18 protein-coding genes are annotated in these 23,724 nt (G+C 65.2%); 9 read left to right on the plus strand and 9 right to left on the minus strand.

Annotation, left to right across the window (positions count from 1 at the left end):
• The 8 genes from narH to FJQ89_RS03500 all read left to right on the plus strand — a co-directional run bounded on the left by narH (position 1) and on the right by FJQ89_RS03500 (position 8,780).
• Positions 1–1,551 carry a nitrate reductase subunit beta gene (narH, locus tag FJQ89_RS03465; RefSeq protein WP_141169054.1) on the plus strand — a complete coding sequence of 517 codons (1,551 nt, stop codon included), beginning with the start codon at positions 1–3 and terminating at the stop codon, positions 1,549–1,551.
• Between the two features lie 21 nt (positions 1,552–1,572).
• Positions 1,573–2,217, plus strand: a complete 645-nt coding sequence (gene narJ / locus FJQ89_RS03470; protein WP_141172609.1) for a nitrate reductase molybdenum cofactor assembly chaperone — start codon at positions 1,573–1,575, stop codon at positions 2,215–2,217.
• Between the two features lie 34 nt (positions 2,218–2,251).
• Complete coding sequence (gene narI / locus FJQ89_RS03475) at positions 2,252–2,938, plus strand: respiratory nitrate reductase subunit gamma (protein WP_141169055.1); 687 nt, start codon at positions 2,252–2,254, stop codon at positions 2,936–2,938.
• A gap of 25 nt (positions 2,939–2,963) precedes the next feature.
• Entirely contained in the window at positions 2,964–3,725 is a 762-nt protein-coding gene (locus FJQ89_RS03480) for a peptidylprolyl isomerase (protein ID WP_141169056.1), read from the plus strand.
• A gap of 88 nt (positions 3,726–3,813) precedes the next feature.
• Positions 3,814–4,800: a GTP 3',8-cyclase MoaA gene (gene moaA / locus FJQ89_RS03485; RefSeq protein ID WP_141169057.1), complete on the plus strand. Its 987-nt coding sequence runs from the start codon at positions 3,814–3,816 to the stop codon at positions 4,798–4,800.
• Between the two features lie 44 nt (positions 4,801–4,844).
• A complete protein-coding gene (locus FJQ89_RS03490) occupies positions 4,845–6,731 on the plus strand; it encodes a type IV pili methyl-accepting chemotaxis transducer N-terminal domain-containing protein (RefSeq protein ID WP_243136402.1) in 1,887 nt (628 codons plus the stop codon).
• Positions 6,732–6,755: 24 nt separating this feature from the next.
• Complete coding sequence (locus FJQ89_RS03495; protein ID WP_141169059.1) at positions 6,756–7,418, plus strand: response regulator; 663 nt, start codon at positions 6,756–6,758, stop codon at positions 7,416–7,418.
• Between the two features lie 150 nt (positions 7,419–7,568).
• The gene (locus tag FJQ89_RS03500; RefSeq protein WP_141169060.1) at positions 7,569–8,780 is read left to right on the plus strand and encodes an NnrS family protein; all 1,212 of its coding nucleotides are present in this window, start codon (positions 7,569–7,571) and stop codon (positions 8,778–8,780) included.
• Positions 8,781–8,784: 4 nt separating this feature from the next.
• Here FJQ89_RS03500 and FJQ89_RS28560 read toward each other — a convergent pair whose 3' ends face one another.
• The 9 genes from FJQ89_RS28560 to FJQ89_RS03540 form a co-directional block, all read right to left on the minus strand.
• Positions 8,785–8,910 (minus strand): hypothetical protein, encoded by a 126-nt coding sequence (locus FJQ89_RS28560; RefSeq protein ID WP_279239623.1) that lies wholly within the window; start codon positions 8,908–8,910, stop codon positions 8,785–8,787.
• A gap of 25 nt (positions 8,911–8,935) precedes the next feature.
• The gene (locus FJQ89_RS03505) at positions 8,936–12,349 is read right to left on the minus strand and encodes a response regulator (protein WP_141169061.1); all 3,414 of its coding nucleotides are present in this window, start codon (positions 12,347–12,349) and stop codon (positions 8,936–8,938) included.
• A 48-nt stretch (positions 12,350–12,397) separates the two neighbouring features.
• Complete coding sequence (locus FJQ89_RS03510) at positions 12,398–14,107, minus strand: sensor histidine kinase (protein ID WP_243136403.1); 1,710 nt, start codon at positions 14,105–14,107, stop codon at positions 12,398–12,400.
• 154 nt (positions 14,108–14,261) lie between these two features.
• Positions 14,262–16,487, minus strand: a complete 2,226-nt coding sequence (locus FJQ89_RS03515) for a hybrid sensor histidine kinase/response regulator (RefSeq protein WP_141169062.1) — start codon at positions 16,485–16,487, stop codon at positions 14,262–14,264.
• The gene (locus tag FJQ89_RS03520; protein WP_168208350.1) at positions 16,484–16,846 is read right to left on the minus strand and encodes an Hpt domain-containing protein; all 363 of its coding nucleotides are present in this window, start codon (positions 16,844–16,846) and stop codon (positions 16,484–16,486) included. Before FJQ89_RS03520 ends, FJQ89_RS03515 begins: the two co-directional genes overlap by 4 nt.
• A 43-nt stretch (positions 16,847–16,889) precedes the next feature.
• Positions 16,890–17,516: a response regulator gene (locus FJQ89_RS03525; RefSeq protein ID WP_141169064.1), complete on the minus strand. Its 627-nt coding sequence runs from the start codon at positions 17,514–17,516 to the stop codon at positions 16,890–16,892.
• 74 nt (positions 17,517–17,590) lie between these two features.
• A complete protein-coding gene (locus FJQ89_RS03530) occupies positions 17,591–18,505 on the minus strand; it encodes an HDOD domain-containing protein (protein ID WP_141169065.1) in 915 nt (304 codons plus the stop codon).
• On the minus strand, positions 18,502–19,143 hold the full coding sequence (locus tag FJQ89_RS03535; protein WP_141169066.1) for a hypothetical protein: 642 nt from the start codon (positions 19,141–19,143) through the stop codon (positions 18,502–18,504). Before FJQ89_RS03535 ends, FJQ89_RS03530 begins: the two co-directional genes overlap by 4 nt.
• Before the next feature lie 93 nt (positions 19,144–19,236).
• Positions 19,237–20,937, minus strand: a complete 1,701-nt coding sequence (locus tag FJQ89_RS03540; protein WP_141169067.1) for a methyl-accepting chemotaxis protein — start codon at positions 20,935–20,937, stop codon at positions 19,237–19,239.
• A gap of 314 nt (positions 20,938–21,251) precedes the next feature.
• On the opposite strand from FJQ89_RS03540, the gene FJQ89_RS03545 reads away from it, so the two are divergent.
• Complete coding sequence (locus FJQ89_RS03545; RefSeq protein WP_141169068.1) at positions 21,252–23,693, plus strand: membrane-bound PQQ-dependent dehydrogenase, glucose/quinate/shikimate family; 2,442 nt, start codon at positions 21,252–21,254, stop codon at positions 23,691–23,693.
• Positions 23,694–23,724 lie beyond the last annotated feature (31 nt).

Raw genomic sequence — 23,724 nt, forward strand, 5'->3', positions numbered from 1 at the left:
ATGAAAATCAGAGCGCAAATCGGCATGGTGCTGAACCTGGACAAGTGCATCGGCTGCCACACCTGTTCCGTCACCTGCAAGAACGTATGGACCAGCCGTGACGGCGTCGAGTACGCATGGTTCAACAACGTTGAAACCAAGCCGGGCATCGGCTATCCGAAGCAGTGGGAAAACCAGGACAAGTGGAATGGCGGCTGGCGCCGCACGGACGCGGGCAAGATCGAGCCGCGCCAGGGCAGCCGTTTGAAAATCCTGGCCAATATCTTCGCCAACCCGAACCTGCCCGCGATTGACGAGTACTACGAGCCGTTCACCTACGACTACGAGCACCTGCAAAGTGCGCCGCTGTCGCAGACGCCGCCGACGGCCCGTCCGATCTCCGTGCTGACGGGGAAGAAGATGGAAAAAATCGAGTGGGGTCCGAACTGGGAAGATGACCTGGGCGGTGAATTTGCCCAGCGCAGCAAAGATAAGCTGTTCGATAACATGCAGAAGGAGATGTACGGCACGTTCGAGAACACCTTCATGATGTATCTGCCGCGCCTGTGCGAGCATTGCCTCAATCCGACGTGCGTGGCGTCGTGCCCATCGGGCTCCGTGTACAAGCGCGAAGACGACGGCATCGTGCTGATCGACCAGGACAAGTGCCGCGGCTGGCGCATGTGCATCTCCGGTTGCCCGTACAAGAAGATTTACTACAACTGGTCGTCCGGCAAGGCCGAGAAGTGCACCTTCTGCTTCCCGCGCATCGAGGCTGGCCAGCCTACCGTGTGCTCGGAAACGTGCGTGGGCCGCATCCGCTACCTGGGCGTGCTGCTGTACGACGCCGACAAGATCGAGGCAGCGGCCTCCGTGCCGCAAGAGCAGGACCTGTACCAGGCGCAGCTCGATCTGTTCCTCGATCCGCACGACCCGGCCATCATCGCCGAGGCGCGCCGCCAGGGCATCCCGGACCTGTGGCTGGATGCGGCCGTCAAGTCGCCCGTCTACAAGATGGCTGTCGAGTGGAAAGTGGCGTTCCCGCTGCATCCCGAATACCGCACCTTGCCGATGGTGTGGTACGTGCCACCGCTGTCGCCGATCCAGGCGGCCGCCGAATCGGGCAAGCTGGGTGTGAACGGCATGCTGCCGGACACGCAAAGCCTGCGCATTCCCGTGCAATACCTGGCCAATTTGCTGACGGCCGGCGACCAGCCGCCCATCGTCACGGCGCTGGACCGCATGCTGGCCATGCGTGCCTATATGCGCAGCAAAACGGTCGAGAAGGTGGAGAACCTGACCGTATTGAAGCAAGTAGGATTGACCCAGGCGCAGGTGGAGGACATGTACCACATCATGGCCATCGCCAATTACGAAGACCGCTTCGTCATCCCCAGCAGCCACAAGGAAATGGCCGAGGACAGCTTCAACGAGAAGGGTTCGTGCGGCTTCAGCTTCGGCAACGGCTGCTCGGACGGCAGCAGCGAGCCGACCTTGTTCGGCAAGAAAAAACACGGTTCGGCCATCTTCATGCAGATGCCGAAGTCGCGCAAAACGGCGCCTGGCGCTTAAGGAGCTGAGATGACACACGCTATGAATCAGTATCAAATCCTCTCGCGCCTGTTGCTGTATCCCGAGCCCGAGCTGATCGCTCACCTGCCTGAGCTGGACTCTGCGCTGGCGGCCGTGCCGGAACAGCAGGCGCTGTTGCGGCCCTTGCTGGCGCACCTGGAAAGCAGCAGCCTGATCGACCTGCAGCAGCAGTACGTGGCCACGTTCGACCGCAATCCGTCGCACTCGCTGCACCTGTTCGAGCATATCCACGGCGAATCGCGCGACCGGGGCCAGGCCATGGTTGACCTGATGGAGGAATACAAACGCCATGGCTTGCAGATGACGGGCGACGATTTGCCCGACTTCGTGCCGCTGTTCCTGGAATTTCTGGCGCAGCTCGACGAGGCGGCATCGGCGCCGCTGCTGGGCGACGCCGTCCATGTGCTGGCGCATATCGGCCGCAAGCTGACGGCCAACGGCAGTCCGTATGCGCCGGTCTTCACGGTGCTCGAACGCCTGAGCCCCGTGGCGGCCGAAATGCTGGCCGAACCGCCGATCCGCGATATGGATGAAGCGCTGGAAACCTTCGGTCCCGGTGCGGATGGCGTCGAGCCCTTGCTGCGTCAAGCCCCGGGCGGCGTCCATCCCGTGCATTTTCACCCGCAGCCGCGGCGCGCCGCTTAATTGGCCGTTTGCGCCCGCATGAGGAGAGTACATCATGAGTAATTACTTGCATCAATTTGTGTATGGCATTTATCCATACATCGCGCTGGCCATCTTTTTCCTCGGCAGCCTGATCCGTTTCGACCGCGAGCAATACACGTGGAAGTCCGATTCCAGCCAGCTGCTGCACCGTGGCAGCCTGCGCCTGGGCAATATCCTGTTCCACGTCGGCATCATCGGCCTGCTGTTCGGCCATGCGGCCGGCTTGCTCACGCCCGTCTGGGTGTGGGATACGCTGGGCGTGACGCACAGCCTGAAACAGGGCGTGGCCATGGCCGCTGGCGGCATCATGGGCGGCCTGTGCCTTGCGGGCCTGCTGATCCTGCTGGTGCGCCGCTTTTCCAATGACCGGCTGCGCGCCGTCACCACGGCCGGCGACAAGCTGGTGATGCTGTGGATTTTGCTGACCTTGCTGCTGGGCTTGTCGTCGATCTTTGTCTCGGCTTCGCACATGGATGGCCACATGATGGTCTTGCTGATGAATTGGGCGCAGCACATCGTCACCTTCCGCGGCGACGCCGCCAGCTTCATCGTCGATGCGCCGCTGGTGTTCAAGCTGCATCTGTTCATGGGCATGTCGCTGTTCGTCATCTTCCCGTTCACCCGCCTGGTGCACGTGTGGAGCGGCTTTGGCGCCATTGGCTATCTTGGCCGCGCCTATCAACTGGTGCGCCGCCGCTAAGGCGGTCATTGAAAGGAGAATCATCATGGGAATTTCCGTCAACGGCATCGATATCGACGATGCCGACATCGCGCAGGAACTGCCGCACCACCAGCAGGCGGGCAATCCGCTCAAGCAGGCGGTGCATGAACTGGTGTTGCGCCGCCTGCTGCTGGACGAGGCTCGGCGCCTGGGCTTGCAGGCAGATAGCGACGATGCCCTGGTCGAAGCGCTGTTCGAGCAGGAAGTGCGCGTGCCGCCGGCCGACGATGCGGCTTGCCGCACCTTTTATGCGCAGCGCCCGCAGCTGTTTCGCAGTGGCGCGCTGGTCGAGGCACGCCACATCCTGTTCCAGGTGACGCCGGAGGCGCCCCTGGAGCTGCTGCGCACGACGGCGCAAGCCGTGCTCGACGCCCTCAAACTGGCGCCGGAACGCTTCGCCGAACTGGCGGCGCAGTATTCGAACTGCCCGTCGGGCGCGCTGGGCGGCAACCTGGGCCAGCTGTCGCCGGGCCAGAGCGTGCCGGAATTTGACGCGCTGCTGTTCCGCCTGGAGGCGGGCGCGCTGGCCGGCCACTTGCTGGAAACGCGCTTCGGCTACCACATCGTGCAGGTGCTGCGCCGGGTCGAAGGCCAGGCCATCGCCTACGAGGCGGTACAGGCGCAGATCGCCGACCGCCTGGCGCGCGCCGCGTGGCAGCGCGCCGTGCACCAGTACCTGCACTTGCTGGTGGGGCGCGCCGACATCGCCGGCATCGAGCTGGAAGGTGCCAGCGTCGAAGACACAGGCAGCCCGTTGGTGCAATAGGCAAGAAGGCGTAGGCCGCTAGGCCTTCTGGGGCACAGCCAGATCGTGCCCCAGCCTTTACAATCACGGAAGAATCAGGAGTAGCGTCATGGGTAGCGTCAAGTTGCAGGACCGTTTTGGCCGTTCGATCGATTATGTGCGGCTGTCCGTTACCGACCGCTGCGATTTGCGCTGCAGTTATTGCATGCCCAAGGGCTTTCGCGGGTTCGAGGAGCCGAAGGCCTGGCTGACGTTCGACGAGATCGAACGCTTGCTGGGTATTTTTGTTCGTCTCGGCACGCGCCGCGTGCGCCTGACAGGCGGTGAGCCGCTGTTGCGGCGCAAGCTGCCCGAACTGGCGCAGCGGCTGTCCGCGCTGCCCGGTTTGCAGGATCTGTCGCTGTCGACGAATGCCACCCAGTTGGGCAAGCACGCCGTGGCCCTGCGCGCGGCGGGCGTGGACCGCATCAACGTCAGCCTGGACTCGCTGGACCGCGCCTGCATGCAGCAGATCACGGGACGCGACAGCCTGCAGCCTATCTTGGATGGCCTGATGGCGGGCAAGGCGGCCGGTTTCGACCCGATCAAGATCAATATGGTGGCCATGCGCGGTGTCAACGACGGCCAGATCGAGGCCATGGCGGCGTTTTGCATCGAGCAGCAGTTCATCCTGCGCCTGATCGAAGCCATGCCGATGGGCAGCACGGGCCGCAATGCCAGCTACATGCCGCTGGGGCCCGTGCGCGAGCGCCTGGCGGCCCGCTTTGGGCTGGTGCCGCAGGCGCAAGAACTCGGTGGCGGACCGGCACGCTATATGGCGACAGCCGATGGCCGCTCGAGCATCGGCTTCATTACGCCGATGTCGCAGCATTTTTGCGCCACCTGCAACCGCGTGCGCCTGTCCGTCGATGGTACCCTGTATCTGTGCCTGGGGCAGGAAGAGAAATTCGCCCTTGGCCCCATGCTGCGCGGCGGGGCCACGGATGCGGAGATTGAAGCGGCGATCCGCGCCGCCATCGAACTCAAGCCGCAGCAGCATGATTTCAATACGCAGCCGGACAAGATTATCCGGTTCATGGCACAGACGGGCGGCTGAGGCAGTTTGTATTTACACTCAAGGGCGGTATGAAATTCAAGGCGATGTTTTCCTCCTGGCAGAAGCTGTCGACCAAGATCGTCGGCGCGCTGCTGCTCATGCTGGTACTGGCCCTGAGCGCCATCGGCTGCACCCTGTTCCTGTCGTGGCAGCTCGAAGGCAGTTCCGCCGCCATCAATGAAACGGGCCGGCTGCGCATGCAGACCTACCGCCTGACCCTGCTGCTGGCCAGCGACGCGCGCGAGCAGGCGCGCCAGCAGGTGCTGCTGATCGACGAGACCCTGGCCAAGATCGGCCACGGCGACCCGCAGCGCCCCTTGTTCCTGCCCCCCAGCACTGCCATCAAATCGGAATTCGAGCGCATCAGCGCCACCTGGCGCGGCGCCTTGCGTCCGGCCGCCCTGGGCGCCGATTCCTCCGCGCGCGCGCGCCAGTTCGAGCGTGACGCCGATACTTTCGTCGGCCAGGTCGACCAGCTGGTGCGCCTGATCGAGCACGATAGCGAGCAGCGCACCTTCTGGCTGCGTGCCTCGCAGCTGATCCTGGTCGGCATGGCCGTCATCGGCACGGTGAGCATGATTTACCTGATGTTCATGCTCATCATCGAGCCCGTCACGCGGCTGCGCCTGGGCATGCAGCGCATGAAGGAGCGCGATTTCAGCGTGCGCCTGGCCGTCGAAAGCAATGACGAATTCGGCCAGCTGGCCAGTGGCTTCAACCAGATGGCCGACCGCCTGCAGGCGCTGTACGGCAATCTGGAAGAGGGCGTGCGCAGCAAGACGGCCACGCTCGAGTACCGCAACCGCGAACTGGCGCTGCTGTACGAAAGCGCCGCTTTCCTGCAGCGCCCGCAGCCGCTGGAAGACATCTGCGGCGGCTTCATGCAGCGCATCGTCGACTATTTCGAGGCCGATGGCTCCACCGTGCGCGTGCTCGACGCCGAACGGGGCAACCTGCACATGGTGGTACATACGGGTCTGTCCGAGGAACTGGTGGCGTCCGAGCATTGCCTGAAAGTGGGCGACTGCCTGTGCGGCACGGCCGTCGAGATGAAGGTGGCGAAGGTGCACGACATGCGCCGCATCGACAAGGCGCACGAGCTGCGCTGCCACCGCGAGGGTTTTGCCACCGTCTCCGTCTTCCACATCCATGCGCACGAACAGCACCTGGGCTTTTTCAACCTGCACTTCCGCCATGCACGCGTGTTTTCCGCGCGCGAGCTGGCGCTGCTGGAAACCCTGGGCCAGCTGCTCGGCATCGCGCTGGAAAACCTGCGCCTGGCCGCGCGCGAGCGCGAGATGGCCATTTCCGAGGAGCGCAACCTGGTGGCGCAGGGCCTGCACGACAGCATCGCGCAAAGCCTCAATTTCCTCAACCTGCAGGTGCAGATGCTGGACGACTCCGTGCGCAATGCGCGGTTCGATGAAGTGGCTGGCATCGTCCCGGCCCTGCATGCGGGCGTGAAGGAAAGCTACGAGGACGTGCGCGAACTGCTGGCCAACTTCCGCAGCCGCCTGATGGAGGACGACCTGATCGGCTCTCTGCGGGCGGCAATCGACAAATTCCGCCGCCAGACGGGCATCGAGGCCGAGCTGCTGGCCGATGTCGACGGCGCGCCATTCCCCCGCGAGCAGCAATTGCAGTTACTATTCATCGTGCAGGAAGCGCTGTCGAACATCCGCAAGCACGCCCAGGCCAGCCATGTCGAGGTGCGCCTCGCCGATCACCAGGACTTTACCTTGACGATCAGCGACAATGGCGTCGGCTTCGATGCTGCCGCCGTGCTGGAAAAGGGCGACAGCCATGTCGGCATCCATATCATGCGCGAGCGCGCACAGCGCATCGACGCGACGTTCGACGTGCACGCCTGTCCCGGTGGCGGCACGACCGTCGAACTGCACCTGTCGCGCGAACAGCGCCGCGCCGCCTAAGCCACTATCTGAAAGTACAAAAAAATGGAGACTCCCGATAAACCGATCACCGTCATGCTGGTGGACGACCACGCGCTGTTCCGCAGCGGCATACGCTCGCTGCTGCAGCGGCATGCCGAGTTTTCCGTGGTGGGCGAAGCGGCCGATGGCGTCGAAGGCATCAAGCGCGCCATCCAGCTGCAGCCTGACGTGGTGCTGCTGGACCTGAACATGGCCGGCATGTCGGGCGTGGAAGCGCTGCAGCTGATGCAGCACGACTGTCCCGACACGGCCATCGTCATGCTCACCGTGTCGGAAGACGCGGAGGATCTGGCGACGGCCCTGCGCGCGGGCGCATGCGGCTATCTGATCAAGAATATCGACGCCGACTACCTGGTGCGCGCGATCCGCCGCGCGGCCGCCGGCGAAGTCGTCATCGCCGAAGCCATGACGGGCAAGCTGGTGGCACAGCTGCAGGCGGGCACGCGGCGCGAGGAACCCGTGTCGGAACTTGACAAGCTCACGCCGCGCGAAAAGGAAATCATCGACTGCCTGTCGCGCGGCGAGAGCAACAAGGGCATCGCGCGCACCCTCGACCTGGCCGAAAGCACGGTCAAGATCCACGTGCAGAACGTGCTGAAAAAACTCAACCTCACCAGCCGCGTGCAGGCGGCCGTGTATGCGGTCGAGCACCGGCAAGGCAAGTAGCCGAGTAGTCAGGGTCTGACCCGCCGGGTCAGACCCCATGGGCACTTGTCGCTATCGCTCTAGTCCTTTATGCCGATGGCGGTTGTTGCGCTTTTAAAGTAGTATATTGGATATATCTTTATCGAATATACTTTTAAAAACGAGTCCATCATGGCCATTACTCCCATCAGCGAACCATCTTCTTCTGCCGCCGCCCACGGCGCCGCTCCCTGGCATGCCTGCCATGCCGTCTGGCAGCTGGGCTTTCGCCCGTTTTACCTGCTGGCGGCCGTGTTTGCGGCCATCAGCATTCCCTGGTGGCTGGCCAGTTACGCGGGCTTGCTGACGGGCGGCCTGCAGGTGGGGCTGGGCTGGCATATGCATGAAATGGTGTTCGGCTTCGCGCTGGCCGTCGTCGTGGGGTTTTTGTATACGGCGGGGCGCAACTGGACGGGCTTGCCCACGCCGCACGGCGCGCAGCTGATGGCGCTGGCGGCGCTGTGGCTGGCGGGGCGCATCGCCATGCTGTGCGGCCCCGGGCTGGTGCCGGCGCTGGTCGAGTGGCTGTTCCTGCCGCTGGCCGCCTGGCCCCTGTACCAGGTGCTGCGCCGTTCCGGTAATACGCGCAACCTGTTCCTGGTCGCTTTGCTGGCCTTGCTGGCGCTGGCCAATGGCCTGTTCCACGCGGCCGTGCTGGGCTGGCTGACGTTATCCCTGTTCGTGCCCGTGCAGGCGGCCATCTTCATCATCGTGCTGATTGAATCGGTGATCGGCGCGCGCGTCATTCCCATGTTTACCCGCAACGGTGCGCCAGGCAGCACGCCGGTGGCCAGTCCGCAGCGCGCGCTGGTCGCCGTGGCCTGCATGGCGGCCGCCGCCATCGCATGGCTGGCAGACGCGCCGGCCTGGCTGACGGCGCCACTGGCTCTCGTGGCAAGCGGCGTCTCGCTGGCCAATCTGCTGGCCTGGCAGCCGCAGCGCACGCTGCGCGTGCCCTTGCTGTGGATTTTGCACCTGTCGTATGCGTGGATAGGCGTCGGTTTTGCGCTGCTGGCGGCCGCCAGTATGGGGCTGCTGACGGCCAGCGCCGCATTTCACGCGCTGACGGTGGGCTCGATGGCGGGATTGATCATCGGCATGATGACGCGCACCACCCTGGGCCACACGGGCCGTCCTTTGAAGGGCGGCCGGGCGGAAGCGGCGATGTACTGGCTGATACAGCTGGGCGCGCTGGCGCGCCTGCTGGCCGCTGTCGGTCCCGCCTCGCTGTCCATGCCGCTGCTGCTGGCTGCCGGCGCGTGCTGGTCGCTGGCCTTTGGCTTGTATGCGTGCGTGTATGCGCCCTATCTGTGGCGTGTCAGGGTGGATGGGCGCGAAGGCTAAGCTGTCAGAAAGGGCGCCAGGCCAGCAGTTTTTTGAGTTCCGGCGTCCAGTAGGACAGCGATTCGCCCACGACGAAGAGCAGCATGCCCAGCATCAAGGCCCTCAGCAGCAAATCCCTGCACCAGATCATGGCATCCCCCGAGTTTTCATAGTGATCATTTTGTCATTGGCATGGCCGGCTGGCCGGGCGGCGTCTGTGCCGTGAGTGCGGCGGCCGCCTCGATGGCGCGCGCCAGCGCCTGTTCCAGCGTGTCGAGCGCGGCCGACGCATCGTCGCCGGCATGCAGTAGCTGTTCCGCTTGCTGCGCGGCTTGCAGGGTGGCGGGCAGGGCCAGGCTGCCAGCCTCGCCCGCCAGCTTGTGCGCCAGCGCGGCGGCATCGTCGCGCGCATCGGCTGCCAGCAGCGCGCGCATGGCGCCCACCGTATTGCGATAGTTGCTGCCAAAACGCGACAGATGTTGGCGGTAGGGCGCTTCATCGAGCCACTGCGCCATGCCCTGCTGCAGGTCGATCACGGCTGCTGCGCCGCACGGCGGCACGCACATCGTCGCTTCGGTCACGAACGGCGGCAGGGCTGGCAGACCTTGCGCGTGGCGCCGATGCGCGCGCGCGATCAGGGCGATGGTCTGCGGCACGTCGAACGGTTTGCTGATGAAATGGTTCACGCCCGCTTCCAGCGCCGCCGTGCGCTGTGTCTGGAACGCCCCGGCCGTCAGCGCCACCACGGGCAAGTCCTGAAACTGCGGCAGCTGGCGCAAGGCGCGCGTCGCCTGCAAGCCATCCATGACAGGCATCTGCACATCCATCAGCACGATGTCGACATCGGCGGGGTGGGCCAGCAGCCAGTCCAGCGCCTGCCTGCCATCGCAGGCGAACGATGGCACTGCCCCCTGATCGCACAGGATATGCTTGACCACATCGCGGTTGATTTCGCTGTCATCGACCACCAGCACGCGCACGCCGGCGAGTACGCGTTCTTCCAGCGGCACAAGAGTGGCGTCCAGGCCGGCGGCCCGGGCGCGCTGCTGGCGCGCTTCCATCGTCGCGTTGTACAGGCTGGAAGCGGTCACCGGTTCGTTGAGGATGGCGTCGGCCGGATCGGCCGGGTCGGTATCGCGCCGCGCCGGCCGCGTGGCCGGCACGCCGCCCGCTGCCAGGATGACGACGGGGCAATCTTGTGGCGGCAGGTATTCGCGCAGCGCGCGCGCCGTCGCTTCGCCGTCCAGCTCCGGCATGCGCGCGGCCAGCAGGACGACGCCGGGCCGCGCGTCTTCGGCGCAGGCAAGCGCATAGTCGAGGGCCGCCCGCCCGTCGGAGACGGCATGCACGCGCCAGCCCAGGCCCTGCGCCACGGCGGCAACGGCCTCGCGCGCGTCGGCATTGGCATCGGCCAGCAAGGCATGCAGGGCTTGCATGTCCGGCGAGGACAGGGTGGCGGCGGGCAGCAGTTGCAGCGGCACCGTGAAGCTGAATTCGCTGCCCTGGCCCTGGCGGCTTTGCAGATGCAGTGAGCCGCCCATCAGACTGACCAGCTGGCGGCAGATGGTCAGGCCCAGGCCCGTGCCGCCGAAGCGGCGCGTGGTGGACGTGTCGGCCTGGGCGAAGGCGGAAAAGATCGATTCCTGCACCTCGGGTGCGATGCCGATGCCCGTGTCGCGCACGCTGAAACGCAGCACTGCGGCGTCGCCGTCGCGGCTTTCCAGTGCGCTCGACAGCTCGACCGTACCCTGCGCCGTGAATTTGATGGCATTGCTGGTCAGGTTGACCAGCACCTGTTCCAGCCGCAGCGCGTCGCCCAGCACCTGGTCCACGCCATCGGGCAGCGGCCCGATCCGCACCTCAATCGGTTTGTCATGCGCGGCCACGCCCATGCTGGCGGCGATCTTCTCGATCACCTCGGCCAGGTGGAACGGCGCCTGTTCGATGCTCATGTGGCCCGCCTCGATTTTCGACACGTCGAGCACGTCGTTGATGATGCCCAGCAAGGACTGGCCGGCGGCGCGGATCTTGCGCGTCATCTCGAGTCCTTCCCTGTCCAGCTTGCCCCGTTCCAGCAGCCATGCCATGCCGAGGATGGCGTTCAGCGGCGAGCGGATTTCATGGCTCATGTTGGCGAGGAATTCCGCCTTGCTGCGGTTGGCCGCCTCTGCCGCATCGCGCGCCAGCAGCATGGCCTCTTCGGCCTGCTTTTGCGCGGAAATATCCTGTGCAAAGATCAAGGTGGCCGGTCCATCCTTGAGCATCACGCGCGTGGTGGTCTTGAAAACGGGCACGGGAAGGCCCTGCTTGCCCATACCGATGGCTTCGAACACCTGTTCGCTGGGCGAGTCCGCCTCGATCAGCGCTTCGTTGGTGGCCAGTGCCGCCTGCGATTGCGCGGAAATCATGGCGGACCAGGGCAGACCGTTCAGATCGTCTTCGAACGAGTAGCCATGCAGCCTGCGGTAGCGCGGATTCGAGTAGATGAAGCGGCCGTGGCGCAGGATGGCGATGGCCACGGGCGCATCTTCGATCAAGGTGCGAAAGCGTGTTTCGCTGTCGGACACGGCTTGCATGGCCTGGCGCTCCATTTCCTGTTCCGCATGCCAGGCGGCCTGCTGCCGGCGCCGCCGCTGGCTCCAGAACAGCAGGCTGGCCCCGGCCAGCGCCAGCGTGGCAAAGCACAGGACGTAGGCCAGCGCCTGGCGCCGCAACGGGGCGGCGATGGCCGCTTCTTCGCGGCTCAGGCCGATGATGATGGCACGGTCCATGTGCAGCGCGGGCGGCGCGATGGTCGCCATGGCCATGATGCGGGGTGTAGCGGCGCCGGCAATCTCGACGCCGCTCAGGACGCCAGCCTGATAGCCGCTGTCGCGAAATCGCCGCAGGAAGCTGCCGGGCAGGTCCACCTTGCCGCCATTCGCAGCCCTGGCGGGATAGTTCAGGAATTGCCGCCCGTCGCCATGCAGCACCACGGCCCAGACGTCGGGGGCATACATGGCGGTGCGGAACTTGGCCGTGAAGTATTCGGGATCGAGGGTGGCCACCACCACGCCGGCAAAGCGGCCCTGCTGGTCCTGCACCATGCGCGACGCCGTGATGACCAGGTCGCCCTTGTAGGACAGGAAGGGCGCCGAGATGTACAGCATGCGCGCATCAGGGGCGTCGCGCGCCGTCTGGAAGTAGCTGCGGCGCGAAAAATCCTGGTCGGCCAGTTCCGCGATATTGGTGGCGATCGGCTTGCCCTTCGCATCGATGACCAGCATGGTGCGCACGCCCGGCATGGCGTCGACCAGCGCTGTCAGGCGCCGGTGCAGGGCTTGCGCGGAGCCCGCCGCAGCACCATCGCCAAGATAGTCGCGGATCACGCCGCCGAGAACCAGGTTGGTCGCCGCCAGGTCGACTTCGATATTTTTTGCCAGCAGTGCCGTCAGCACGCTGAGCCGTTCACGCTCGGCCGCCTCGTGCCGCGCGGCTTCGGCCAGGTGCGCATAGGCCAGGGCGGCAGCCACGAGGAGCAAGCCGAGGAGTAAAAAAAGCCATTCGATCCATTGTCTGCGTACCGCCGCCGCATCTGTGTGATAGGTCATGGGGCGATGCTATACCCGATATGCACGCAGGACAACTTTTACGTACGACTATACATGCGAAAGTGTGGTCAATTTGCCGTCCTCCGCCATAGCACGGGCCGTGCCGCGCAGCGGCAGCCGCAAGCGGAAGGCCGCGCCGTGGCCCGGCGCGGATGTCACGCCGATGCTGCCGCCCATCAAGGTGACGAGCTGGCGCGCGATGGCCAGGCCCATCCCGGCGCCACCATGGGCGCGGCTCGGCGAGTCGTCCGCCTGCGAGAATTTGTCGAAGATGTCGGCTTGCTGCGCCTGCGCGATGCCGATGCCCGTATCACGCACCTCGATCTGCAGGTCCGCGCCACTCGCCATGACGTGGACATCGACCCGCCCTGCGGACGTGTAGCGGATGGCATTGTCGAGCAGGATGTCGAGCACGCGCACCAGACGCACGCGGTCGCAATCGATGCTGGGCGGCGTTCCTGGCGCGATGTGCGAGGCCAGCAGCAGGCCCTTGTGCGCCGCGCACTGCCGGTGCGGCGCCAGCGCCAGCGCCAGCAGCTGGTCCAGCGGCGCAGCGGCAGACTCCAGCCGCACCTGGTCGTTTTCGAGCGCGCTCAGTTCCATCGCCGCCTCGACCATGGCCAGCAACTGGCGGCCGCTGTCCTGTATCGTTTGCGCGTAGGCGGCCTGTTCCGGCTCGCGCAGCTGCTCCAGCAGCAGCTCGGAGAAACCGAGGATGCCATTGAGGGGCGTGCGCAATTCATGCGACATGTTCGACAGGAAGCGCGACTTGGCCTCGCTGGCGGCGATGGCCCTGGCGCGGCTGTCGACCAGGCGGCCGATCAGCAGCACCAGCGCCGCCCACGACAGCACGATCAGCACGCTCGTGACGGCGGCCATCAGCAAGGCCTGGTTGCGGCGCGAGACGTAGTCGGCCAATACCGTATTGCGGTCCAGTCCGACCAGCATGTAGAGCGGATAGTTTGCCAGTTTTTCGAAGGCGTAAATGCGCAGGGTGCCGTCGACGGGACTGCGCTCGATGAAGCTGCCCCGCGTGTTACCTTGCATCAGAGAAAATACCTTGCTGCCGTCGACATCCTGGCCGATGGTGTTGACGGCGCCGACCCGGCGCGCGCGCACCACGCCGTCACTGCCGACGAGCGTGATGGAGCTGTTGTCGCCCAGGTCGACTTCGTCGTACAGGCGGGTAAAGTAATACGGGTCCATCGAAACCACCACCACGCCCTTGAAGCGGCCATCGGCATGGTTGATGCGGCGCGTCATCTGGATCGACCATTTTTTCGACACGCGCCCCAGCACCGGCTTGCTGATATACAGTTCGCCGCTGTCGCGCTGCATGTGTACCCGGATGTGTTCGCGGTCGGCCAGGTTGGTCGGTTTGAAGGGGCGGCTTGACAGTACCGTGTCGCCCCGTTCGTCGACGATGGTAAACAGGTTGTACAGGGGGCCGGGATTGAGGCCTTGCTGCAGGTCCGCCACGATGTCGAGACGGTTGCCCAGCGCCTGGTAGCGGCCGCGCAGGTAGGTGACCGCCTGGTCCGCCGCCTCGATCGTGCGGATCGCGTGTTCGTCGAAGACGCGCGCCATGCTGCGCGCCTCGCGCCCGGCATCGGTGATGGCGGCGTCGTGCGCGCGCTGCAATTGCAGCATGGTGATGCTCCACAGCCCCGCCAGCAGGACCGCCATGAAGAGCGACAGCAGGATGCGCGTATCGCAGCGCTCCCAGGCCATGGCCTTCCAGTATCTGTACTGCCGCATGCTGCCTCCGCAAGGTCTGCCAGGTTGTCCATTCCGCGCGGATGTCCGGCGTCACTGGCACGTTGATTTGTCAATTATAGCGAATATAATTGATTTCATCGAATAAAATGATTTTTATGCGGAAGTTGTTGTATTCAGCGCCGGCCCGGCTTACTTAGCGCGTCAGCCAGCGCTCTACCATTGCGCGCAGCTGGGCGGCCGTAAAGGGCTTGGACAGATAGTCGTCCATGCCGGCCGCCATGCAGCGCTGCCGGTCGTCCTCGGTCACGCCAGCCGTCAGGGCGATGACGGGCAGGCGCGGCACACCGCTGGCCGCTTCGTGGGCACGCAGGGCCTGGCACGCCTGGTAGCCATCCATGACGGGCATCATGCAGTCCATCAGGACCAGGTCGTACTGCTGCCCGGCCAGGGCCTGCAGGCCCAGTGCGCCGTTCTCCGCCGTGTCGATGTGATAGCCGCGGGAGGCCAGCTGCAGGCACACCAGTTGGCGGTTCAGCGCCGTATCCTCGACCAGCAGGATGCGCGCGCCCGGCCCTGATGCGGGCGCGGGCAGGGGGGAGGGGGCCGGAGCGGGCGCCGGTTCCGCTTCCGCTTCCGGAGCCGGCGTGGGGGCGCCTGGCGCCTGGGCCACCTGGCAGGGAATGCGCACGGTGAAGCGGGAGCCGATGCCGGGCTCGCTGTTGCAGAAAATCTCGCCGCCCAGCAGCGCCAGCAGGTGCTTGCAGATGCTCAGACCCAGTCCCGTGCCGCCATACGCGCCGCTGATGCTGTCGTCGGCCTGGCAAAACGGCTCGAAGATGCGGCTCAGCTGCTGCTGGCTCATGCCGATGCCCTGGTCGTTGACGCTGGCGACGAGGCAGGCGCTGGTGCCGTTCGGCGTGGCCGCTTCCAGGTGCAGGCGCACGGTCACGCTGCCGGAGGAGGTAAACTTGATGGCATTGCTGAGCAGGTTGCCGAGGATTTGCGCGATGCGCGTGCGGTCCGAGCACACGCGTTGCGGCACGCTGTTGCCGATCTCGCTGGCAAGGTGCAGCTTCTTCCGGTCGGCTTGCGGGCGGTGCAGGGCCAGCACGTCATCGAGCAGCAGGCGCGGGTCGAAGTCGCGCAGTTCGATGTTCATCTGGCCTGCCTCGACCTTGGACAGGTCGAGGATGTCGTTCAGGATGCGCATCAGGTGCTGCACGCCATCGCCGATACGCTGCGCATATTGCTGCTGTGACGCCTCGAGTTCGGTTTCCTGCAGCAGTTCGGCCATGCCGGCGATACCGGCCATGGGCGTGCGGATCTCATGGCTCATGATGGCCAGGAAGCGCGACTTGGCGGCATTCGCCGCTTCCGCGCGCGCTTGCAGCGCCAGCGCCATGGCCGCGTCGCGTTCCTGGCGCCGCAGCAGGGCCATGATCAGCGCGATGGCCAGGGCCAGCACGAGCACGCTGATGACCGCCGCACCGCCCATGGTGCGCAGCATGCGCCGCCAGGCCGCCAGGTAGACCTCGTCCGTAATGGTCACGTTGATGGCCAGCGGATAGTCGCGCACCAGCCGTACGCCGGCCAGTCGGTCGACCGTGCGCCCCTGCTCGGCCGCGCGCGGCGAGTCCACCTGCAGCACGCCATGCGTCTTGCCCTGTTCCAGCAGGCGGTAGGTGCTGCCCGTCAGGTTGCGCTGGCCCATCATGGCGGGCACGGCCGGCCAGCGGGCCAGCAGCGTGTAGTCGTTGCGGTACAGGGAAAAGGCCGTATGTTCGCCGATGCTGGTGTTCTGGAAGAATTTGCTGAAGAAGTCGCACGACAGGCCCACCAGCACCACCCCCAGGAAGCGGCCGTCCGGGCTGTTGATGCGCCGGCTGATGTAGAAGGTCCAGGCGCCATTGCCCTTGTTTTGCACGGGCGCGCTGACATGCATGCCGCCGTCCGGGTGGCGCCGGTGATACTCGAAGTAATCGCGCTCGTCGAGGCGTATGGGCGGCGCGGGATAGGCGCGGCTGAAGACCAGTACGCTGGCGTCGCTGCCGACGACGGACACCACGTCCACTTGCGGTACGCCGCCGATCTTGTGCTGCAGCATCTGGTGCATGGCCGGGGTGCCGACGGTGGTGGCCAGCGCGTGCGCGTCCGCGGGGGCGGCGGCCTGGATGTCGTTGCTGACGCTGTCGAGCACCAGGCGGGCCGCCGTCATGCTTTGCGCCGTGTTTTCCGCCAGCAGCAGCGACAGATTGGACAGATCCTGCTTCCAGTCATCAACGGCTTCGCGGTACAGCAGCGCGCCGGAAACGACGATGCGCAGCGCCAGCAGGCACACCAGCACCAGGCCCACCACGGCGGCCGTGGTGCGCGGGCGATAGCGGTGCGCCAGGCGCAAGACAGCCTGGCGCAGGTTCATGGCTGCGCGCCCGTATACTCGCGCAGGCTGCGGTGTACTTCCTGCTCCACTGCGCCGACCAGCACTGCCGTTTCCGCCAGCCAGTCCGGTGCCGCCAAGCCCTGGTGGCGCACCAGCTGCTCCAGTGCCGCCAACCGCGCCACCAGGGCACCGGCGCCCAGCAGCGCCACGGTGCCGCGCAAGGTATGGCAGCTATGCACGATGGCTGGCGCCGCGCCGCTGCGCACGGCCTGCTCGACGCGCGCAAACATGGCTGGCGCCGTATCGAGGTAGGTCTGCGACAGGGCGCGGAACATCTCCAGGTCGTGGCCGGTGGCCTGGAACAGCACGGCTGGATCGATGTGGCGATAGGCTTGCATGGAGGCTCCGGAACGAGGGAAAAGCGGGGAAAGCGCTGGCGGACTAGGCGGCCAGGCTGTTGCGCCGCGCATGACCGGCGCAACAGGCGCGCAGATAGCCACGCAGCTCGTCGTAATTGACGGGCTTGGCAAAGAACACCACGCCGGGCGGCACGCCACCGCGTTCTTCCAGCTCTTCCGGCGTCAGGCTCGACAGCATGGCGATATGCATGTCCGCCAGCAGCGGGTCGGACAGGATGGTGCGGATCACTTCGTAGCCGTCGATGCCTTCCATGATGATGTCGGCCAGCAGGATGTCGGGCTGGTCGCGGGCGATTTCCATCAGCGCCTGGTAGCCGTTCTCGCAAAAGCGCAAGCTTGCCTGCAAGCCCCATGAGCCGATCTGCTTTTCATACAGTGCGCGTTCGATCGGATTGTCTTCGATCACCAGGATGGACGGCGGGCGGCCCGATGCAGCGGGGCGGCTGGCGCGTGCCGCGCGCTGATCCTGGCCTTGCTGGCCGGGATTGCCCTTGTAGGCCTCGACGGCCGCGAGGGGAATGCGCCGGTGGCCGCCCTTGGTCTTCCAGGCTTCGATAACGCCCGCCTCGACCAGTTGCTGCACCGATGTGACCGAGATGCCGAGTATTTCGGCAGCCTTTTGGGTAGTGCATACGTCTGCAGTGTGCATGATGGACTTTATGGTCGAGGATGAAGTTGAATGGAATGATACGCAATCACGCACAAAAAATCAATTTCAACAAATTAGATGAATTCATTAAAAACCTGCCGCGCGGTGGGCCCGATTCTGCTGCGCGTGCGGCCAAGGGCAATATGGGCGTGCGGTTCCAGGATTGCGCGCCATTCGCTCCACTCCGCGTTACTGTGGCGTAACAGCGTTTCCATTTGCTCCACCTCCAGACCCAGTACCCGCGCGGCGGCCGTGGCCGGCCCGCGCGGCCCCACGCCATTGCGCAGTATCAGGTCGGCGAAACTGCTGGCCAGTTGCAGCAGCCAGGCCAGCTCTGTCATGCGTCCGGCCTGCCCGAAGCCGGGCGGCGCGGCATGGCAGCGCACGGCGTCGCACAGGATGTCCGGCATGCCCCAGCCCCGCATGAGGCTGGCTGACAGCGCCAGTTGATGGTGGCCGAAGCGCTGCGATTCCTCGCACAGCAGCAGCGCCCTGGCAGCGCTGCCGTGCTGGCCCAGCAGTTCTCCATACGCTTGCGGATGCAGCACGGCCAAGGCCAGTTGGCCGATGTTGGCCAGCAAGCCGCAAGTGTACAGCTCTTTGGCCGGTGCCAGTTGCAGCGCGTCGCCCACCACGCGCGCGGCACAGGCCATGGCCTGCGAGTGCGACCAGAATCGCTGTTCGTCGAAGTGCGCACACGTGGCCGTCGGCCGGTCCGGGATGGCGAACGCCTGGCGCAGGGCGGGCAGGCCGATGGCGGCCAGCATCGCGGCGTCGACTGCCGCATGCTGGCGCGCGCCCGGTGGCACGGCCCCATTCGCCAGGCCGATGACCTTGCCGGTCAGGGCTGGATCGCAGCCCAGTTGTTCGGCCAGCTCATCGAACGGCACCTGTTGCTGTAACAAGGTCGCCAGCCAGTGGCGCCGCCAGGCGGGCGAGGGCAGGATGGCGCCGCCGAGCAGGCTCGCCAGATCGAGCGGCGCATTCATGGCCGGCTCCCGATACCGCTGCAGTCATCCACCTGCGCGGCGCCAGTTTGCAGGGCCGTGACCGCTTGCGACAGCACGTCGAGCGCCATCAGCAGGTCCGCATGCAGGCGGCGCAGCGCGCCGATATCGTTGGAAAAGCCCGCATGCACGGCCTGGCGCGCCAGTGCGTGCAAGGGGAGCAAGCCCATGGCGTAGCTGCTGTCGACAATTTCCTGGGCCAGTACGCGTGCCGGGGCCGGGCGTTCGCAGCGCAGCGCATGGGCGATGCCGGCCAGGCGGTCGCGCGTCTCGGCCACGAAGAGCGCCAGAATCTCACTTTGCAAGCGCCGGTCGTAGCCGAACATGGCGTCCAGGCGGGCCAGCTCGAACGGCGGCGTGTCCAGCGCCTCGGGCTGTGGCGGCGGTGGCGTGTCTGCCGTGTCTGCTGTCTTGGCCGGCTCGGTGGCCTTGCGCATTTGCAGCTGCTGATGCAGATCGGCAGCTGTCGTGCTGGCTGCCGCCCTGCTCTGGTGCCAGTGGAGGCGGCGCCAGAGCAGGGCGGCCAGCAGCAGCAACAGGCCCGCCAGCGCCAGCGCCGGCCGCATCAGCGAGACATCGTCGCAACGAAGGTAAGGATGGACCGCGAGGAAGGAGTTCATGGCTATGCCTGCATGCAGTGAGAGTGGTTGACAACGGATGTCATGGCGATGCTCCGGGATGATCGATGCAGGTGAGCCTGCATGACGACGGGTTCAGAATTCTTCCCAGTCGCCGCCGGCACCGGCGCTGGCCGTGCTGCGGGCAGGAGCGGGGTCGCGCTGTGCGACCAGCTTGAGCGGCGCCGCCTTGCGCGCTGCAGGCTTGGCGGCTGGGACTGGGGCGGGGCGCACCGGCGTACTGTGTTGCGCCGCGTTGGCCTGGCCCTGCGCCAGCTTGAAGGCGCCGACCACGCTGGACAGCTTGCTCGCCTGCTCCTGCAGCGATTGCGATGCCGCCGCCGCTTCTTCGACCAGCGCCGCATTCTGCTGCGTGACTTCATCCATTTGCGTGATGGCGCGGTTGATTTCGTCGATGCCCGTGCTTTGCTCGGCGCTGGCGGCCGAGATTTCGCTGACGATGTCGGTGACGCTGCGTACCGTATCGACCACTTCCGTCATGGCCGCACCGGCTTGCTGGACCAGCTTGCCACCTTGTTCCACCTGCTCCACGGAGTCGCTGATGAGTGTCTTGATTTCCTTGGCCGCCGCCGCCGAACGGTGCGCCAGGTTGCGCACTTCGGTCGCCACGACGGCAAAACCGCGTCCTTGTTCGCCCGCCCGCGCCGCTTCCACGGCCGCATTCAGGGCCAGGATGTTGGTCTGGAAGGCGATGCCGTCGATGACGCTGATGATGTCGGCTATCTTGTTGGACGCGCTGTCGATCGCTTCCATGGTGCGTATCACGTCGCCCATCACCTCGCCGCCCCGTACCGCCTTGTCTGAAGCGCTGACGGCCATTTGCTTGGCCTGGCGGGCATTGTCCGAGTTTTGCCGTACGGTGGCCGTCAGTTCTTCCATGGCCGAGGCGGTTTCTTCCAGCGAACCGGCCTGCTGTTCCGTGCGTGCCGACAGGTCGAGGTTGCCTGCCGCGATCTCGCTCGAGGCCGTGCCGATGGTCTCCGTGCCGGAGCGCACTTCGGCGACGATGCGCACCAGGCTCTCGCTCATCTCGGCCATGGCTGTCATCAGTTGTCCCACTTCATCCTTGGAGGTGGCGCTGATTTGCACGCTGAGGTCGCCGCCTGCGATGGTGTGAGCCACCTCGATGGCATTCTTGAGCGAAGCGGCGATGCGCCGCGCCAGCAGCAGGCCCATGCCGGCCACCAGTATCATCACGGCCAAGGCCAGGCCGCTGGAAATCCAGCGCGCGCTGGCAGCGGTGGCGGCGCCTTCGGCCGCGCCCGTGTTGCCCAGCTTTTCGTTGTAGCGGTGATGAGCGGTAAAGGCGTCGACCAGTTCCTTGATGATGGGCTGGTTCTGCATCAGCAAGTCTCGCGCCGCGTCGAGCTCGCCCGCCTTCGACAGGGCCAGGACCTTGCCGCGCATGGCATCGTAGCGGGCCAGTACGGCGCGGTCGGCGGCCAGCAGCGTACGGTCTTGATCATCGGTAATATCTTCTTTTTCATACACGTCGAGCGCCTTGCCGATGGCCGTCCGTGCCTCGACGATGTCCGCTTCCAGTTTGTCGCGCGCGGCGGCATCCTTGCTGGCCAGATGCTGCCAGACAGCCGCGCGTACTTGTGAAAAAGGCACGAATGCATCGTGCAGCGTCAGCAGGCTGGGAACGGTGTTGGCGGTGGCATAGCTGGCCGCCGTGTACACGCGGTCCATTTCATAGATGCTGAAACCCGCCAGGGCGACCAGTCCCAGGACGACGGAGAGTATCAATGCATACAGGCGTTTGGCGATGGTCATGATGGGTGCCGCTCCACGAGAAGGTTGAAAATCGGGAAATTCGGTTGTCAGGGTTTATGATTTTCATTTTACGATATAAATTTGATTTATTCGAGATATTTGTTATTTATTTGATTTATTTTGTATTTTTTTTTGAAATCACAGAGAGAAGGCGGGCTGGCGGTGATGGCCTGTGATGAAAAGCAACGCCACGCGGATAGCGCGTTCTCGCGTGTGCCATGCTTTGCCAAATAGTGAAAAAATGGAACTCCTTGATCGCCATCAACTACGGTGCGCAATCGCCTGTCTCCGACTGACTCTTGTAAAGGAGCATCATGACTGCCTCTGCCCGGCCTGGACCCTTGCTTATCCTCACTGCAGTCATCTTCATCTTGCCGGGCCTGGCGCTTGCGGGCGGCGGCGCCTGGCTCGTCAGCCTTGGCGGCTCCTGGTATTACGTCGTGGCCGGCATCGGCATGCTCATCACGGGTGTGCTGGTGTGGAAGGGGCGGCGCAGCGCCCAGCTGTTTCTCGCGCTGCTGCTGTTCGCCACCCTGATCTGGTCCGTCATCGAAGTGAAGTTCGACTGGTGGCAATTGCTGCCGCGCCTCGATATCTGGTTTGCCGCCGCCGTCTGGCTGCTGCTGCCGTTCGTCGACCGCCGGCTCGCTCCGTCGGTGAGCGCCGCAGCGAAACCGCGTCACGCTGGCAAGAGCGCGCTGGCCGCCGCCGTGGTGGCCACGGCCGCCGTGGGCGTGTTCTCGCTGTTCCAGGATTACTATACCTTGCACGGCGAAGTGCCGCCCGAGAGCATGGCGGCCGCGCCGCAAGGCGATATCGCACCGGGCGTGGCGCCCAACGACTGGGCCGCGTATGGCCGCTCCGGCTATGGCGACCGCTACGCGCCGGCCGCGCAGATCACGCCGGCCAACGCCGCGCAGCTGAAACAGGCGTGGGTGTACCACACGGGCGACTTCAAGGGCCCGAACGACCCGCACGAGATCGCCAACGAAGTCACGCCCCTGAAGGTGAACGGCATGCTGTACCTGTGCACGCCGCACAGCATCGTCATCGCGCTGGACCCGGACACGGGCAAGGAGCTGTGGCGCCACGATCCGAAGATCAACCGCGATGCGTCCAGCTACCAGCACATGATTTGCCGTGGCGTGGCGTACTGGGACGTCAATGCGGGCCGCGCCAAGGACGACCCGGCGCCCGAGGCGGCCGGCATGGAGTGCCCGCGCCGCATCTTCGCGCCCACCATGGATGCGACCCTGATCGCCATCAATGCCGATACGGGCGCAGCGTGCAAAAGCTTCGGCGACAATGGCGTGATCGGCCTGTACCACGGCATGGGCATGAAGAAGCGGGGCTTTCTGATGCCGACCTCGCCGCCGGCCGTGGCGCAAAACGTGGTGGTGATGGCCGCCAGCGTCACCGATAATTTTTCCACGGAAGAACCCTCGGGCGTGATCCGCGGCTACGATCCCGTCACTGGCAAACTGATGTGGAACTGGGATGCCGCGAATCCCGACGATACGGCGCCGATTCTTGACGGCAAGACCTATACGAACAATTCACCGAATTCCTGGGGCGTGTCCAGCGTCGATGAAAAACTGGGCATGGTGTACATCCCGATGGGCAACGAAACGCCCGATACCTGGGGCGGCAAGCGCAACCCGAACGGCGAGAAATACAATAGCGCCATCGTCGCGCTGGACCTGGCCACGGGCAAGGTGCGCTGGGTGTACCAGACCGTGCACCACGATATCTGGGACATGGATATCGGCGGCCAGCCCACCCTGGTCGACATCGACACGCCGAAAGGCAAAGTTCCCTCGGTTGTTGCCACGACGAAACGCGGCGACATCTACGTGATCGACCGGCGCGACGGCAGCCTGGTGGTGCCGGCGCCGGAAAAACCCGTGCCGACGGCCAACGCCGCGCCTGGCGACAAGCTGTCGCCCACGCAGCCGTTCTCGGCCCTCACTTTCCTGCCGGAGAAACATATCAGCGAAACGGATATGTGGGGCACTACGCCATTCGACCAGCTCGCTTGCCGCATCATCTTCCGCCAGCACCGTTATGAGGGGCCGTTCACGCCGCAAACGGTGGCCGAAGGCAAGATCAAGGGCGCCATCATCTCGCCGGGTCCTTTGGGCATCTTCGAGTGGGGCGGGGCGGCCGTCGATCCCGTGCGTCAGTTGCTGTTGGTGAACCCTGACTACATGGGCTTCCTGGAACGCCTGGTGCCGCGCGCGCAAGCCAATGCGCAGGGCGGCACGGGGTCGGAAATGGGCTTGCAACCGCAGACGGGCGTACCGTTTGCCGTGGAAATCAAGCCCTTCCTGTCGCCGCTGGGTTTCCCCTGCCAGGCGCCGCCCTGGGGCTATATCGCCGCCGTCGACTTGCGCACCATGAAAAAAGTGTGGATGCACAAGAACGGCACCACGCGCGACAGCGCCCCCGTACCCATCGCCTTGCCGCTGGGCGTACCTAGCCTGGGCGGCATGAGTACCACGGGCGGTGGCGTGGCCTTCCTCAGCAGCACGCTCGACTACACCATCCGCGGCTATGACGTGCGCAACGGCAAAACCGTATGGAAAGCCCGCCTGCCTGCCGGCGGCCAGGCCACGCCGATGAGTTACATCTCCGACAGGACGGGCAAGCAGTATGTGGTGGTGATGGCCGGTGGCCACGGTTCGCTGGGCACGAAGATGGGCGATAGCCTGGTGGCGTTTGCCTTGCCGGACGAGGCTGTGGAAAAGAAAAAGTAGAAAGGGGAGGGCGCCGGAAAGTGCCGGGATC

Origin of the sequence: Janthinobacterium tructae, from assembly GCF_006517255.1 — a bacterium.
Classification (GTDB): domain Bacteria; phylum Pseudomonadota; class Gammaproteobacteria; order Burkholderiales; family Burkholderiaceae_D; genus Janthinobacterium; species Janthinobacterium tructae.